Raw genomic sequence first — 15,852 nt, forward strand, 5'->3', positions numbered from 1 at the left:
TTTGTAAATTTTAATTTTGGGTAGTAGATTTTTTGAATTTCTCTAAAATGGCTCTATAATCGCTTATTTCTTTGTTTTTTCGCTCATCTGACCAATCAAGTGTATCTGACATTATATTCGCAACAGTATCAAGTGAAGCCAAGCATGCATCCCAATTGAGGATTTCCCAACGTGTGCGTCTCGCAAAGAAATCTCTAAGACTTTCGGCCATTTCGTATTCACAAACATATTTTACCTCAGCTTTTATAAAAGGAAAATCAATATGAATTTTCTCTTTCAATTCAGGCTCTTTTTCAATTATTTTCAAAATAACGGCAGTTTGGTCACCATAATTTCCTTTTAAATGCTTGAATGATTCTAGTTTTAAGTCTTCCGGTTTTTTTATTGAAAACTCTGTTTGACATCCAATCAGTTTAAAATCAGTCGTTTTGCAAGGATTGTCATTGTTCAATATTCTGCAAATAGCGTCACAAGTATCTTGTGCCATCAATCTGTAGGTTGTCCATTTTCCACCTAAAAGACTAATCAATCCCGACTTTTCATCTATCTCAACTTCATGGTCACGGAGTAGTGTTTTTGTGTCTTTCGGACTTTTTCTTTTGGCTGATATTAAAGGTCTTATGCCGCCATATCCAGCTGTAATCTCTTCAGGCTTTGGGATTGCTTTTAAGTATCGATTTGCAGTCTCCAATAGATATTCTATCTCGAATTTGGTAAGCATTGGCTCTTCTTTCAAGTTGTCATACGGCGTATCAGTTGTGCCTATCAATATATGTGACTTGAAAGGAATTACAAAAATTAGCCTTCCATCTTTGGTTTTAGGAATCAAAAGTGCTTTTTCCCCACCAAAATATTTTTTTGGAATAACTATATGTACTCCTTTTGAAGGTTTTATTCGATTCTCATCTTCTGGATTAGCTAATATTCGAAGATGGTCAGAAAATGGACCGGTACAGTTTATAAATAGCTTACTTTTTATTTCAAATGTTTCACCTTCTATTGTGTTTTTCAAAAAAGCACCTGAAATTTTACCGTCTGCGTCTTTTTTGAAATCCGTTAATTCAACATAATTGGCGGTTGCTACACCTTGCTGGTGTGCTGTTTGTGCTAAAGTTAGTGCGTAACGAGCATCGTCCAATTGCCCATCAAAATACATAACCGCACTGTGTGCACTTGGATGAATGTCTGGCGAAACCAAAAACATCTCTTTTCTTGAAAGCCAGCGAGCAGCTGGAAGTTTATCGTTTTTTGCAAACCAGCCGTACATTTTCAATCCAATAGTATAATATAAGCCTTCCCAATAGCTGAAAACTGGCGTAAGAATACCCAAAGGCTTGGATAGATGAGCACCATTTGAAAGTAAAAATTTTCGTTCAGCCAGACCATGACGTACTTGTTTTAGTTGGCCAAAATCTAGATTTTTGAAGGCTTGTTCAAGATATCTAACACCACCGTGTATAAGTTTGGTAGATTTTGAAGAAGTTTCTCCACTATAATCACCTCTATCTATCAATGCAACTTTTAGCCCTCGTAGTGTGGCATCAAGAGCTAAGCCAGAGCCACTTGCTCCAGCACCTATTATACATACATCAAAAGCTTCCGATTTAAGGCGTTCAAGGTTTTCTTGTCTATTCATTTACGCTATTATTTGTACTCCCTGACTCAAATGTACGGTATAAACTTCGGGTGTAATATTAAATTTATCAAAATAAGACGCACTGATTTTTTCTTTAAAATTATCAGCTTCAGAATTTTTTAGGAGATTGAGTGTACATCCACCAAAACCTCCACCCATCATTCTACTACCCAATACGCCTTCAATTTTGCAAGCTTCTTTTTGTAAAAAATCAAGCTCTTCACAACTCACTTCATACATATGACTTAATCCTTCATGGGTTTTGTTCATTATTTCCCCAAGTTTTTTAAAATCCTGTTGAATAAGAGCATCTGATGCTTGTTCTACTCTTTCTTTTTCTTCTAAAATATACTGACATCTATTGAAAACAATAGGGTCAAGTGTAGTTTTTACGCTTTTCAATTGTTCAAAAGTCACATCCCTTAAGGTGTTAATTCCTCCAAATTTTTGATTCAAAACATTTACCCCTTCTTGACATTGGGCACGGCGAATATTGTATTCGGAGTCTGCGAGGTTGTGTTTAACATCACTATTTACTAAAACAAAAGTATAATCTTCAAAGTCCGCAGGGATGTATTCGTGTTCAAGACTTTGACAATCTAGTTTGATAACATGTCCTTTTTTTGAAAATAGTGAGGCGTACATGTCCATTATACCGCATTTTACACCTACATAATTATGTTCAGTAGCTTGGGCAATTTTGGCCAAGGTTAAAAGCGAGATTTGGAAATTAAAAATCTGATTTATTCCAAAACCTATTCCAGCTTCCACTGCTGCGGAAGAAGACAAACCAGCACCATTTGGGATATCGCCTCCAAAACAAATATTTAAACCATTTGGGAAAACTAAACCAAGTTTGGCAATTTCTAAAAGCACACCTGTCAGGTGATTTGACCAAGTTTTATCTTTTATTTCTAAATTATTAATATCCTCAGCCTCAAAATGTTGGTTTAGGTCAATAGCATAAATTTCTAGCTTCTGGTCATTTCTTTTTCCGATAGAATAATAAATGCCTTTGTCTATTGCAGAAGGCATCACATAGCCATTGTTATAATCTGTGTGCTCGCCTAAAATATTGATTCTTCCAGGAGCCTTAACCCGTATTTCAGAAGATTTATTAAAAATAGAGATATACTTCTCTTCGACTTTCTGTAAGATGTTCAATTGCCTTTAGATAAATATGATAGAAATAGAAATACAAATTTTGCAAAAAAACAATTAAGGTTTATGAAAGCCCAGAGTTTTTTAAAATAAAAATATGAGATTTAACTTAATAAAAGCATAATTAAATTGAAAAATTGATTAAAAAGAACCGCCTTTTTAATATAAATATCAGACTTGAATTTTTTTCTTTATGAATTTACTTTTTTTTAGCTTTAATAGAAATAAGTTTTATTCTCAGAGAAAGTTTTAAAAGGCAAGGTTTTTCTTGAAATAATACAAAAAGTTAAAATTTTGGTGGATAGAAAATTGGGGATCAAAAAAATCCTGACTTAAATCATGTTTTAGGTATAAATACATCATGTTTTAGTGGATTTTATGCTTTTAGTTTTGAACCGTTAAAAAGTTTACAAATCAAACTATCAGCTATGCGATTATTTACTAAACCCTTATTAAGCTCTGACAGCTCAGATTCAGCGGGTGCACTTGAAGGTTTTTACTACGACAACAAAATAGTAAAAGCCTTTATTATTGTTACCGTAATTTTTGGTGTTGTAGGTATGCTTGCCGGCCTTACGGCCGCTTTGCAGTTATTTTGGCCTGCTGCAAACATGGATCTTCCATATACTACTTTCGGAAGGATCAGGCCTTTACACACCAATGCCATCATTTTTGCCTTTGTTGGAAATGGCATGTTTGCTGGTGTTTATTATTCTACTCAGAGGTTACTAAAAGCACCAATGTTTAGTCCAATTTTAAGTTGGATTCACTTTTGGGGTTGGCAAACTGTTATTCTTTCGGCAGCTATTACATTACCTTTAGGATTTACAACTTCTAAAGAGTATGCCGAGTTAGAGTGGCCAATTGACATTCTGATTACTTTGGTTTGGGTGGTTTTTGCCATAAACTTTATTGGTACGCTTATCAAAAGAAGGGAGCGTCACATGTATGTGGCTATTTGGTTTTATATAGCTACGATTGTTACCATAGCTATGTTGCATATCGTTAACTCTTTAGAGATTCCTGTAACATTCTTTAAAAGTTATTCAATTTATGCAGGTGTTCAGGATGCCTTGGTTCAGTGGTGGTATGGTCACAATGCAGTAGCATTTTTCTTAACGACACCAATTTTAGGTTTAATGTATTATTTCTTACCTAAGGCGGCCAACAGACCTGTTTATTCTTATAAACTGTCAATTATTCACTTTTGGTCATTGATATTCTTATATATCTGGGCTGGCCCTCACCATTTGCTTTATACTTCTTTGCCTGATTGGGCTCAAAGCTTAGGTACAGTTTTCTCTATTATGTTGATAGCTCCATCGTGGGGAGGTATGCTTAACGGCCTTTTGACATTGAGAGGTGCGTGGGATAGAGTTAGAGAAAATCCAGTTTTGAAATTCTTTGTAGTTGCTGTTACGGCATACGGAATGTCTACTTTTGAAGGCCCAATGCTTTCATTGAAAAACGTAAACGCTATTTCTCACTATACTGACTGGACTATCGCTCACGTACACATTGGCGGATTGGGTTGGAACGGATTCATGACATTTGGTATGTTTTATTATTTGGTGCCTAAAATGTGGAGGACTAATTTGTACTCTGTTAAATTGGCAAATATGCATTTCTGGTTGGGTACTTTGGGTATTATATTTTATGCTCTTCCTTTATACTGGGCAGGATTTACACAAAGTTTGATGTGGAAAGAATTCACAAAAGATGGTTTCTTGGCTTATCCAAACTTCTTAGAAACAGTTACTCAGATTTTGCCAATGTATATGGCGAGAGCTTTTGGAGGCTCGCTTTATCTAACAGGTACTTTGATTATGGTGTATAACCTTTTAAAAACCGCAGGTTCTGGCGAATTCTTAGCACATGAGTACGACGAAGCTCCGGCTTTGAACAAAAAACTTAAAATAGCAGGAACTTTCCACTCTTTATTAGAGCGTAAGCCTGTTGTATTTACCGTTTTAGCGTTTATTGCAGTGTTTGTAGGTGGTGCAGTTGAGTTCTTGCCGACTTGGTTAATAGAGTCTAACATTCCGACTATTGCAAGTGTAAAACCTTACACACCACTTGAGCTTGAAGGTAGAGATATCTATATAAGAGAAGGTTGTAATAACTGTCACTCTCAGATGATTAGGCCATTCAGGTCAGAGACAGAGCGTTATGGTGAATATTCAAAGTCAGGTGAGTTTGTATATGATCACCCATTCTTGTGGGGTTCTAAACGTACTGGTCCAGACTTGCACCGTGAAGGTGGTAAATATCCTGACTCTTGGCACTACAATCACATGTTAGATCCAACTTCTATGTCACCGGGTTCTATCATGCCTTCGTACCCTTGGTTATTTGATGATAGCTATAATACAACAGATATACCTGCCAAAATAAATGCTATGCGTACAATTGGTGTACCTTATGAAGAAGGGTATGAAAATGAGGCAGTAGCTGATATGGAAAAGCAAGCTGAGTCAATTGCGAATAATTTGGCTGAAGCAAAAATCAAGGTAGGAAAAGACAAAGAGATAATTGCTTTGATATCTTATTTACAGCGAGTTGGTACTGATATTAAAAATGATCAAACAGCATTAAAATAAGAAGTTAATACACTTACAAAGCCTTGGTTTTGTAGGTGTTAAATAAAAAATATTATGATTAGGAATTCCCGTGCTTCGATTTCAGATGTGGCTATTTATCCCATCATTTCCTTGGTGATTTTTGTTTCTTTTTTTGTTTTGCTAGGCTATTTAGTATTCAAAGCAGACAAGAAATACATCAAACACATGGAAGAACTTCCTCTTCAAGAGGACTAATAAACAAATGGTTTAACAATATTGTAAATAAAAAAAATTATGGACTTATCATTTAAAACAGGCGAAGAACTCTTTCAGTTTATACTGCTGATTGTTCTTTTGGGTTTCACGGTGATTTTGTTTATCGTAGTAATGAATATTTTCATGCTACTGAAAAAACTCAAATTAGGAGCTAACGGAACAACTGCCGAGGCTGAAGCATTAAACGAAGGTAGCTTTTGGAAAAGCTTAACCAACGCAGTGCCAATTGCAAAAGAAGATACTGTGATGCTCGATCATAACTATGACGGGATCAGGGAATTAGATAACCACTTGCCGCCTTGGTGGTTAGGTTTATTGTATGGTTCTATTGTTTTTGCAGTAGTTTATCTTTTAAATTATCACGTTTGGCATTGGAGTCCTTCACAACAAGAAGAATATACAATTGCTATGGACGAAGGCAAAAAAGAAGTAGAAGCTTATCAAGCTAAATTGGGCGAAAGTATTGACGAAAAATCTGTACAATTGGTATCTGATGCGAAAACATTAGAAAATGGTAAAACGATTTTCGTTGAAAAATGTGTGGCTTGTCATGGTGCAAATGGCGAGGGTGGGGTTGGACCTAACTTAACTGATGAGTATTGGATTCATGGAGGTACAATAAATGATATTTTTGGCGTAATCAAAAACGGTGTACCTGAAAAAGGAATGATTTCGTGGAAAGCAACATTGAAACCTGCTCAAATTCAAGAGGTTTCTAATTATATAGTTACGCTTAAAGGAACAAATCCTGAAAACCAAAAAGCTCCACAAGGCCAAAAGGTAAGTGATATGGCAGTAGCAGCAGATTCGACTGCTGCTCAATGATTTGATTTAACAAAACGAAAAAGGCTTATTTCTTGATTTTTCAGGAAATAAGCCGATTTCAAAAAGATTGGAATTATAATATAAGACATGGAAAATTTAGATGATATCTACAAATATGTTGATAGTGAGGAAGATGAGTACAGAAATACTTTAGCCACTGTTGACAAAGAAGGGAAAAGGATTTGGTTATATCCAAAAATGCCAAAAGGGCCGTTCTTCAACAAACGTGTATTAGCAACTATAGCTTTTTTAATCATATTTCTTTCTGGACCATTTATCAAGATCAACGGTCTTCCCTTGTTGATGATGAATGTTTTTGAACGAAAATTCGTCATTTTTGGTCAATTGTTTTTACCACAAGACTTTATCATTTTTGGTTTAGGAATGATATCTTTCGTGGTTTTTATTATTTTGTTTACCGTTACTTATGGCAGAATATGGTGTGGTTGGCTTTGTCCTCAGACTGTATTTATGGAAATGATATTCAGGCCAATAGAAGTTTGGTTAGAAGGAGAAGGTCGCACACAAAAGAAATTCGATGAATCGCCAATGAATTTCAATAAAGCATGGCGAAAAACAGTTAAACACATTATTTATATTACCTTTTCTATTGTAATTGCCCATTTTACAATGGCCTATTTGGTAGGATTGGAGAAAGTAAAAGAAATAATAACAAGACCGCCATCTGAAAACCTTTCTGGTTTTATTGGTTTGGTCGTTTTTACTGGTTTGTTCTATTTTGTTTTTGCAAAACTCAGGGAGCAAGTTTGTATAGCTATTTGCCCTTATGGCCGTTTGCAGGGTGTTTTAGTTACCAAAGACACAATGACCATCATTTATGACGATGTAAGAGGCGAGCCAAGAGGAAGGATTTCTAAAAAGGCAGAGCCAACCGAAACTCCCAAAGGTGATTGTGTAGATTGCGGACTTTGTGTACAAGTTTGTCCTACTGGTATTGATATCAGAAATGGAATACAGCTCGAGTGTGTAAACTGTACGGCATGTATTGATGTTTGTGATGAAGTAATGGAAAAAGTGGGTAAACCGAAAGGTTTGATTCGATACGCATCAGTTGAGACAATCAAAAAAGGTATTCCATTTAAGTTTACTGTTAGGACATTTGCTTATTCTATGGTTTTGGTTGCTTTAATTTCTGTAATTGGCGTACTTTTATTAAATAGAACTTCTGTTGAAACTACCTTGATGCGAGTGCCTGGGCAATTGTATCAAGAAAAAGGAGATAAAATCACCAATTTGTATAATGCACAGATGGTGAACAAGTCTAATGAAATAAAAACTTTGACACTAGGGATAAATGAGCCAGATGCGGAAATTAAAATTGTTGGGCCAAATACAAATATTCAGATTAAACCGGGTTTAAAAACCGAAGTTGTGTTTTTTGTAGAGTTTCCAAAAGATAAAATAACAAAAAGGAAAACACCGATAAAAGTGCAGATTTATGAAAATAAAGTGCAAATAGACGAGGTGAAGACAAATTTTCAAGGACCTAATTGATTGTAAAATATAAATATTAAAATTATGAACTGGGGACATAAAATTGGAATAGCATACGCTGCCTTTGTGGTATTTATGGTTACTTTAGTGGTGCTATGTATCAAGCAAAAAGACATTTTTTTGGTCAGCGATGATTACTACAATGACGAATTGGCTTATGAAACACGCATTCAAAAAATCAAAAATTCGAATGGACTTACTGATAAAGTAGCAATAAATGTGTCAGAGAAATCTGATAGCGTTTCGCTTGATCTTACCAAAGCATCTATTGGGTCAACAGGAACTGTTGTTTTTTATCGTCCTTCTAGCCAAAAAATGGACTATAAAATACCCGTAAATCTTGACTATAACGGTCAACAAAAGATATATACTGGAAACTTAGCCAGCGGTTTGTGGACTGTGAAAGTCGAATGGAAAAATAGCGAGAAGGAGTTTTACAAAGAAGAGAAGATTCAATTGTAATACTATGTTCTGGACAGCATTTTTATTGGGTTTAGTGGGAAGTTTACATTGCATCGGCATGTGTGGGCCTCTCACTTTGCTATTGCCCAATAATGCAAATGGAACTTTAAAATATACTTTAGGAAGGATTAGTTATAATATCGGCAGAATCGTAACCTATTCATTATTAGGAGCTACCGCTGGTTTTTTTGGTGAGAAAGCTAGTTTTTTTATCAGTCAAAAATCACTTTCGATTGGTTTTGGGGTATTGGTAATATCTTATGTTTTTTTTCCTTTAGTTTTTAAAGGGAAAACCTACTCGCCAAGTTTTCTTTATAAATTTTCGAATCTTCTTAAAAATGCTTTTGCTAGATTATTTAAAACCAGGCGTTTCTTTGCTCAGTTTGCTTTTGGTGTAGTAAATGGATTATTGCCGTGCGGAATGGTTTATGCGGCTTTAGCGGGAGCGTTTTTAGCTACAAATTGGACTGATGCAGCACTAACTATGATGTTTTTTGGATTGGGAACAATTCCGCTTATGTTACCAATGAGTATGGGAGCACATCATTTACGCCAATGGGTAGGAGCGAGGTTCAAAACAATCATATCTTTTAGTTATGTCTTGCTCGGCGTCTGGCTGATTTTTAGAGGTATAGATTATAAAATAAATACACTTTACACAGCTCCTGGCCAAGAAGTTAGCACTGAATGTGTAACTGGAGTTCATAAATAAAAAGAGGAGCTTTTGGCTCCTCTTTAAGTTTATTATATCGTTTCTGTAGTGCTTACTACTACTTCATTTGTGTCTATTGGTGTTGGAGTCGGTGGAGGTAAAACTTGCTGAGGAGCAGGTTCTAATTTTTTACCGAGAAATAAAACATCAACTATGAAATATTTGGTGTCACCATTCCATGGGAATTTTACGAATTTTTCGTGATAAACTAAAGTTATACGTTCACCCGTTGAAAGTGCCTGGTTTAACTTTGTGACTACAGAGTCATCTTTTGCAGAAAAATCCCAATATCTAGGTGTAAGTGTACCTGTTTCGCCAGAGTACCCTCCTTCGTTTAACACACCTTCGGTCGTTTTAAATACATAACCTCTTTCACTAAGTTTTGAAATTGTACCAGCTCTTTTTCCTGACGAAAAATAGCCAGTGCTTATATACCAGCCTATTAAGGCCAGAATTAATAGTACGATGATGAGAATTACTTTTTTCACTTTTAAGATTTAATTTTTTACAAAACAAAGAAAAAAAAAGCGTATTTTCCAATATTTTGGTGCTTTTAATTCCATTCTGAGTGCTTTCCAATGTTGCAATAATTTACATTTAGGATTTCGTTTTTTTCATTCATCACAAAAGCTACTATTTTGCAGTTTTCGGGTTTAATCACTGAGGCCGGTAGGTTGTATTTAAATAGTTTCGGAAAAATGACTTTGTCTTTTTTAGCTTTTTCTGGAATTTCGAATCCACCTATGATGGGCGAAATGGCCCCTCTTGCTACATTATAATGCTTTATGTCATTGATTTGTCCAGGTAAATAGTATGCTGCATAAGATTTAAATTGAGACATTCCACTTAAATAATTGAGCTGAGGGAAATTCTCAACTTGGTCTTCAACCAAGTATATTCCTATCCCAAATTTCCCTTCATTTTCAGCATTTAAAAATTTTGTTTTGGTAAAAACTTGCACTTCATTTCCAACCAATTTGGCATCCACAGCTATTCCTATACTTGTTTTAGCTTTTGATAAAAGAGCATCTGCGTTGGTTTTCCAGTCTGGCTCACCAATTATTGTAGTAGTTCCTACAACTGATTTTTTGCGATTTATCATGCCTGACGGCCAAGCTGGGTAACCGTATACGTTTTTTAAAGGAATGAAAATTTCATCTAAAACGGTTAGTTTGTCATTGTAATGAATCTCTACACCCACAATATTTGGGTTTTGACTAAGCTTTTCTATTGTCTCTTTTGAGAGTGGACACCAACCACACCATGTGCCTGAATGTTCTTCAATTAAAACTTTTTGGGTGAAAGATTCAGGTACAACATTCGAAAGTGTACTTTGGAAGTCATACTGACAGCTGCAATCTTCTGTTTGAGCTGATTCTTTGAAGTTTAGAGCAAATTTGTCAGTACAACCTATATTTGGATCATTGTTGGTTACAAGCTCCTCTGGTTTTGCTGTTTCTTTTTTACAGGCAAAAAAGGTTATTATTAGGAATATAAGACTTAAATGCTTCATAAATAATGAATTGTTCAAATATCATGCCTTTGTATTCGATTTTTTACATACTTATCTAAGGGAGTCGTAATAGTGTATTTTCTTAAAATTTTGCTTTTTTGTACTTTGAATTCACAAAAGTGATATTTCTCACAAAAAAGCTATTAATATTGAGTCAATTTTGTAAAAAAAAACAATAAAAATATGGGATTCTTTAGTAGTTTATTTGGTGGTGGAAATAAAGTAAATGTTGCTGAAATTATTGAAAAAGGTGCTGTGATAGTAGATGTGAGAACTCCAGGTGAGTTTGCTGGTGGACACGTAAAAGGTGCTGTGAATATTCCTTTAGATAAAATTCAAAGCAATATCAATAAAATCAAAAACTATAAAAAACCAGTTGTGGTTTGCTGTGCTTCAGGCATGAGAAGCTCAAATGCTAAAAGAGTATTGGTAAAAAATGGCATAGAAGAAGTTTATGATGCAGGAAGTTGGATGTCAATTGCATAAGTTCTGAAATCAAAATGAGTCGTTGGAGTTTTAAATTCAACGACTCATTTTTTTTGTATTTTAGTATTGCTGAAGTGCAATTGAATTGTAAAAATATATCAAGAATTTTGCGAAACAAAAAATGTTTGCGAATATTCGCTTATGTTAATTTTTTGGAGATATCAAATCGCTAAAAGCCATATTTTTTCCAAACTTCGGGCATTTCAATCTCGAAATTCAATTCCTCTTTTGTAATAGGATGTAAAAATCGCAAACCACAACATTGCAAAAATATACTTCCATCTGGGCTAGATCTCTTGTAGCCATATTTTAAATCTCCTAATATTGGTGATTCAATAGACGAAAGTTGAGCTCTTATCTGATGAAATCGCCCAGTTTCTAATTTTATTTCTAGAAGATGATATTTTTCGGAAGATTTTAATACTTTATAATGCAGAACGGCTTCTTTGCTCATCTCTGTTTTTTTTTCTGAGATAAATGCTTTTGTCCCTTTTTTTAAAATGAAATTTTTAAGGGTACCTATTTCATTTTTAGGTTTTTGAGCAACAATTGCTCTGTAAGTTTTAGTTATTTTTCGGCTAGAGATTACTGTGCTCAGTATTTCGGCCGCTTTTGGGTTTTTAGCAATAATCACCAAACCGCTGACTCTTTGGTCTAACCTGTTGATTATAAAAAGCTCATTTACGGTACTTAATTTCCCAATGAGTGTATTCTCAAAATCATTGTCGGATTGAGAGGCTATTCCGCTAGGTTTATTGACAATTAATAGGTCTGAGTCTTCTAAGATTATCAATTCGAGTTTAATTTTATTATATCATTTAAAAGTAAATCTCTGAAATTTTACTTAATAATTAGAAATAAAGCCTCACAAATAAATATTTATTCTTCACATACTCTTTGTTCTATTAAAATTACATCACCATTATTTATTACGGTTCCAGGTAATAACAATGCAGAGTTTACAAATTTCAATTCTGAAATTCCTCCAATTTCTGAATTAGTATAATAGTTACTGTAATTTTCCATTATCGGAAAATAATTAGATGTATCGGAGAAAATTGTTTTTATAGTTTTTACTTCTATATCGTCTATAGCAAGTTGGTCTCTTGAGCCTGTAGTTCCAATTCCTGTATAATAATATTTCCAAATTAATTGTATATAAGGTTTGTTTAGAATTTCAGTTGGTAATAATATATCCTTAAAAGTAGACGAATCTCCAGAAAAGTTTGAACTTAAATATTCTATAACTGGATTAAAATCTTTGAATTGTAATAAATCACCTTCTCTGTATTGCAACCTTAAAGCATATTTTCGGGAGCCGACAGTTATTGTCCGAGCTTTCCAGGTTAGTTTTACTGTGTCAAGACCAATGGTATTTAAAGCCAAAATTGCTCCTCCCAATTTTCCATTGGGATAGCCAGCGTTTTCTGTGCTGCTATTAGTATTTATAAATGATACTCCAAGTTCATTTAAACCTGATATTCTAGATTTTGACCCATGATTGTATAGACCATTTGTAAAACCTTCGATTTTTGATTCTAAAGTTGGATCTTGTTGGTTAAAATAACAAAAAGCCATACTATTTGGAAAGCTTCCTAAGGTGGAAGTTGATAGCCATTCGCTAAATTTGTATGGACATTGAGCCAATGTGTAACTAACAGGAAATGGATTTTCCGAAATTATCATTTGTTCGAAAATAGCTGTATAACTTATATTTGAATTTAAATTTATAGTTAATAGAGAATCAGATATATTCTGACCATTTAATATCCAATAGAGGAATTTGTAGCCAATTTTAGGTTTTGCAATTATCGTTACGGGCGTTTCGCTGAAATAGGTACCTGTCCAATTAGGCCAGTTTTCATTTATCCCTGGTGTTGTTGAATTTATATCAATAGTATTTACTTTTACAAATCCTTGCGTGCTATCTTGAACGATAATATTTAATTCATACGTATTGCTTAAATTAAAGTGATCCTTTAATTGGTTTATTTGTATGTCGTTTCTGTTTAAGAAGAAGGCACTTAAATTATTTACCCTATTTAACCATACCGAAGGTGTTAGGCCTTCCCATCTATCATAATCTTTTTGTAATTCTGGTAAATATTCATTTTTAAAAGTATTTAAAATAACCGAAGTTCTAGAGTATTTAAAATGAGTATTTAAAAGGTCTGAAAACCTATTGATAAATGAATTTTTATAATCATTATTCTCAAGTGCTTTCCTTAAAATTAAAGACTCTAACGCAGAAGAATTGTACATGTTTCTAAATAAAGCATTATCATTTTGACTATATAAAGTGGCGTCAAAATCAATTAATATCCATCTCCATCTTCCATCTAAATCACTTTTAGTGCTTAGTCGATTAACATTTTTTTGATATCTCCACAAAAAGGTATTATTAACTGGCCAATCAGTATTATTAGAATAGATTTCCGAAATCATCATTTCTGTGAAATTTTCCATGTCTACAAGTGCGGTCAAAGAATCATAATTAGATTGGTTTGAGAAATTGTAATTGTTTAGAAAAGTAATAAGTTGATTTTTAGCATTTTCTGATCCAGATTCGAAATAACCATCCTTGTATACATCGAAGTTTTCTTTTGGTAGGTCATATTTGTTTTCCAAATAGTTGTCATTTATATGATCCATCACATTATAAATTCCCCAATATTCACCATTCACGAAAGAGATAGCTGGATAAGTTTTCTGAATTTGGATGTTTAAGTTTGAAAAAACTCTCATAGACAAGTCATGACAAGGTACATCTAAAGTACTTGGGTTTTTTATTAGTATCGTTTTCGATTCTTTGTTAGGATCATTTGGGAATAGTTTTTTATTACTATTAAAATATACTCTGAAACCTTTTTTCGAAAAAGCTCTTGAGCTATTTCCATGGATCCGAATGTCTATTTTTTCATTATATATTATGTTGTTATTTTTGAAAAATTCGAAATTACCCGACCTTTCCCATGCATTACCTGATGACATATAATTACCTACATTAAAATTCCAACCAAACTGTAAATAATAATTGTCGAATTGAGCTCCTGGAGTCATTATTCCATTATTGTACCCAAAAAGGTTGTTTTCTTGTGTATTTAGAGAAATTACAGGAAGAGTAAATACATTGTTGTTGGGAGCATTTTCATCTTTGATAAAATAAGTTTTGGTTTGGATATCGCTCGAAAGAAATCCAGGTTTTACGGTAATGGATCTAATTACTGTTGCTTTAGGTATGTTTTGCTCAGGCTGAAAAGGATATCTTGAGTTACGAGTAGAAAAGTTTGAGAAGTAATTTGGAGTGTTGATTTTGCTATTTACAGCTAAAGCAGATGTGTATAGAAATGATTTATAACTTTTGGTTTCAAATTCATACAAAGGCTCTCCAAAGTCTTGAGGGTAACGGTTTTTTACAGAATAAGTTACTGGAGTAATATTATTGGGATTTGGATCTGAACAATCTAGAGTGTAATAAATGGTGGAATGAGGAACAGAATAAGGAATATTGACTGAGAAAGGCGTTTGATAGAAACCAGACTCCATATCAAAATTGGCATTTTGAATAAACCCTGAATATGCATTAGAATTTTGGTTTTCGAAATTAGGACTAGCCGGTGAAAAATATACTAATGAATCAATGTTTTCTTTTAGCCTACCGAAAGAAAGGTCAGTCTTAATGGAAGGAAAACTTAGACTATCTAAAACCGTTATACCGTCTGGGTTAATTAAACCAACAAATTCTCCATTTTTTGACAAAGACCACGAGACATGATCAGGACCATTTAAAGTTTCGCCACTTGCCCAAATTATTTTATAGCCCAAAGGAGGAATTGTTAAAGCAGATGGGTTATTTGGGAACTGGTATTTTGTCAGATTTGATTTGCTATCAGTGATATAATAATTTGAAAGGTCAAAAGGAGCGTTAGTATTATTGAAAATTTCAAACCAATCAGAAAAAGAGCCAGAATTGTCAGAGATTGTACCAGAATTGTCAGCCATTATCTCATTTATATAAATACCTGAAACGGGTGGTGGGGCTTGTGCAGTAACTGTTAAGTCAAAGGAAATGTCTGAGCTAGAGATTGAATTTTGATGTATTTCGACAGCAAAAACATTTGTGCCGGCTTCAACTAGATTTGCCGGAATAGAAAATGAATACCAATTATTTTCGTCAATAAAACCAACAGCCAAAGTTGATGACAAAATTTCGCCTGATGGAAGACCATTCCTGTATACTTCTACACCATTTAAATACACCACAGCTCCATCATCCATTTTTATTTGACAATTGAGTTGTCTTGAAGAACTTAAATAAAATGAATTTTTAAAATATGTAGTGATATATTTATTATTTGGATTTCCTCCATATCCTAAAGTTGTCGATTCGTCACCATCACCATAACCTAATTCGCTTGGGCCTTCTTGCCAGATGCTTGTATTATAGGTGTTTTCTTTCCAGTTTGAATTGTCTAAACTACCTAAATCATAGAACTTCCATATACTTCCACTTTCAAGAATTTTGTTTTGTGCGGCAAGGGTTAATTGATTAAAAAAACAAAAAAAAATTATAAAGGATAATCTGATTTTTAAAGTAATTTTCATTAAATAGATTTTTTGTACTTTCAAAGTTATAAAAAGTAGAAATAAAGCTTCTTATTTTTTTGCCATATTTATTATTCGGTATTTTCTTTCGTTAGTCTAA

General features: G+C 33.8%; 13 protein-coding genes. 7 read left to right on the forward strand and 6 right to left on the reverse strand.

Annotated elements, in window-relative coordinates; genetic code table 11:
* Nucleotides 1–10: 10 nt before the first annotated feature.
* Nucleotides 11–1,636, reverse strand: coding sequence for a glycerol-3-phosphate dehydrogenase/oxidase (locus tag EGI22_RS02735; RefSeq protein WP_255066195.1), 1,626 nt, complete (start codon nucleotides 1,634–1,636; stop codon nucleotides 11–13).
* The gene (gene galK / locus EGI22_RS02740; protein ID WP_255066196.1) at nucleotides 1,637–2,800 is read right to left on the reverse strand and encodes a galactokinase; all 1,164 of its coding nucleotides are present in this window, start codon (nucleotides 2,798–2,800) and stop codon (nucleotides 1,637–1,639) included.
* Between the two features lie 425 nt (nucleotides 2,801–3,225).
* Here galK and ccoN point away from each other — a divergent pair, with 425 nt between their 5' ends.
* From ccoN to EGI22_RS02770, 6 genes are all read left to right on the forward strand, one after another.
* Nucleotides 3,226–5,397: a cytochrome-c oxidase, cbb3-type subunit I gene (gene ccoN / locus EGI22_RS02745; RefSeq protein ID WP_255066197.1), complete on the forward strand. Its 2,172-nt coding sequence runs from the start codon at nucleotides 3,226–3,228 to the stop codon at nucleotides 5,395–5,397.
* A gap of 54 nt (nucleotides 5,398–5,451) precedes the next feature.
* Nucleotides 5,452–5,613, forward strand: a complete 162-nt coding sequence (locus tag EGI22_RS02750; protein ID WP_255066198.1) for a CcoQ/FixQ family Cbb3-type cytochrome c oxidase assembly chaperone — start codon at nucleotides 5,452–5,454, stop codon at nucleotides 5,611–5,613.
* A 39-nt stretch (nucleotides 5,614–5,652) separates the two neighbouring features.
* Nucleotides 5,653–6,459, forward strand: a complete 807-nt coding sequence (locus EGI22_RS02755; RefSeq protein WP_255066200.1) for a cbb3-type cytochrome c oxidase N-terminal domain-containing protein — start codon at nucleotides 5,653–5,655, stop codon at nucleotides 6,457–6,459.
* 87 nt (nucleotides 6,460–6,546) lie between these two features.
* Nucleotides 6,547–7,974, forward strand: coding sequence for a cytochrome c oxidase accessory protein CcoG (ccoG, locus tag EGI22_RS02760; protein WP_255066202.1), 1,428 nt, complete (start codon nucleotides 6,547–6,549; stop codon nucleotides 7,972–7,974).
* A 24-nt stretch (nucleotides 7,975–7,998) separates the two neighbouring features.
* Complete coding sequence (locus tag EGI22_RS02765; protein WP_255066204.1) at nucleotides 7,999–8,436, forward strand: FixH family protein; 438 nt, start codon at nucleotides 7,999–8,001, stop codon at nucleotides 8,434–8,436.
* A gap of 4 nt (nucleotides 8,437–8,440) precedes the next feature.
* Nucleotides 8,441–9,148, forward strand: coding sequence for a sulfite exporter TauE/SafE family protein (locus EGI22_RS02770; protein WP_255066206.1), 708 nt, complete (start codon nucleotides 8,441–8,443; stop codon nucleotides 9,146–9,148).
* Between the two features lie 32 nt (nucleotides 9,149–9,180).
* On the opposite strand, the gene EGI22_RS02775 is transcribed toward EGI22_RS02770, so the two are convergent.
* Both EGI22_RS02775 and EGI22_RS02780 read right to left on the reverse strand, forming a co-directional pair.
* Nucleotides 9,181–9,636, reverse strand: coding sequence for a hypothetical protein (locus EGI22_RS02775; protein ID WP_255066207.1), 456 nt, complete (start codon nucleotides 9,634–9,636; stop codon nucleotides 9,181–9,183).
* A 65-nt stretch (nucleotides 9,637–9,701) separates the two neighbouring features.
* Complete coding sequence (locus tag EGI22_RS02780; protein ID WP_255066211.1) at nucleotides 9,702–10,661, reverse strand: Omp28-related outer membrane protein; 960 nt, start codon at nucleotides 10,659–10,661, stop codon at nucleotides 9,702–9,704.
* Between the two features lie 183 nt (nucleotides 10,662–10,844).
* Here EGI22_RS02780 and EGI22_RS02785 point away from each other — a divergent pair, with 183 nt between their 5' ends.
* Nucleotides 10,845–11,147, forward strand: a complete 303-nt coding sequence (locus tag EGI22_RS02785; protein ID WP_255066213.1) for a rhodanese-like domain-containing protein — start codon at nucleotides 10,845–10,847, stop codon at nucleotides 11,145–11,147.
* Nucleotides 11,148–11,316: 169 nt separating this feature from the next.
* Here the strand turns inward: EGI22_RS02785 and EGI22_RS02790 are convergent, their stop codons facing one another.
* Together EGI22_RS02790 and EGI22_RS02795 are read right to left on the reverse strand one after the other, a co-directional pair.
* A complete protein-coding gene (locus EGI22_RS02790) occupies nucleotides 11,317–11,940 on the reverse strand; it encodes an RluA family pseudouridine synthase (RefSeq protein WP_255066214.1) in 624 nt (207 codons plus the stop codon).
* Nucleotides 11,941–12,026: 86 nt separating this feature from the next.
* The gene (locus EGI22_RS02795; RefSeq protein WP_255066219.1) at nucleotides 12,027–15,752 is read right to left on the reverse strand and encodes a CotH kinase family protein; all 3,726 of its coding nucleotides are present in this window, start codon (nucleotides 15,750–15,752) and stop codon (nucleotides 12,027–12,029) included.
* Nucleotides 15,753–15,852: the final 100 nt, after the last annotated feature.

The sequence above is a fragment of the Lacihabitans sp. LS3-19 genome, assembly GCF_024343575.1.
Classification (GTDB): Bacteria; Bacteroidota; Bacteroidia; order Cytophagales; family Spirosomataceae; genus Leadbetterella.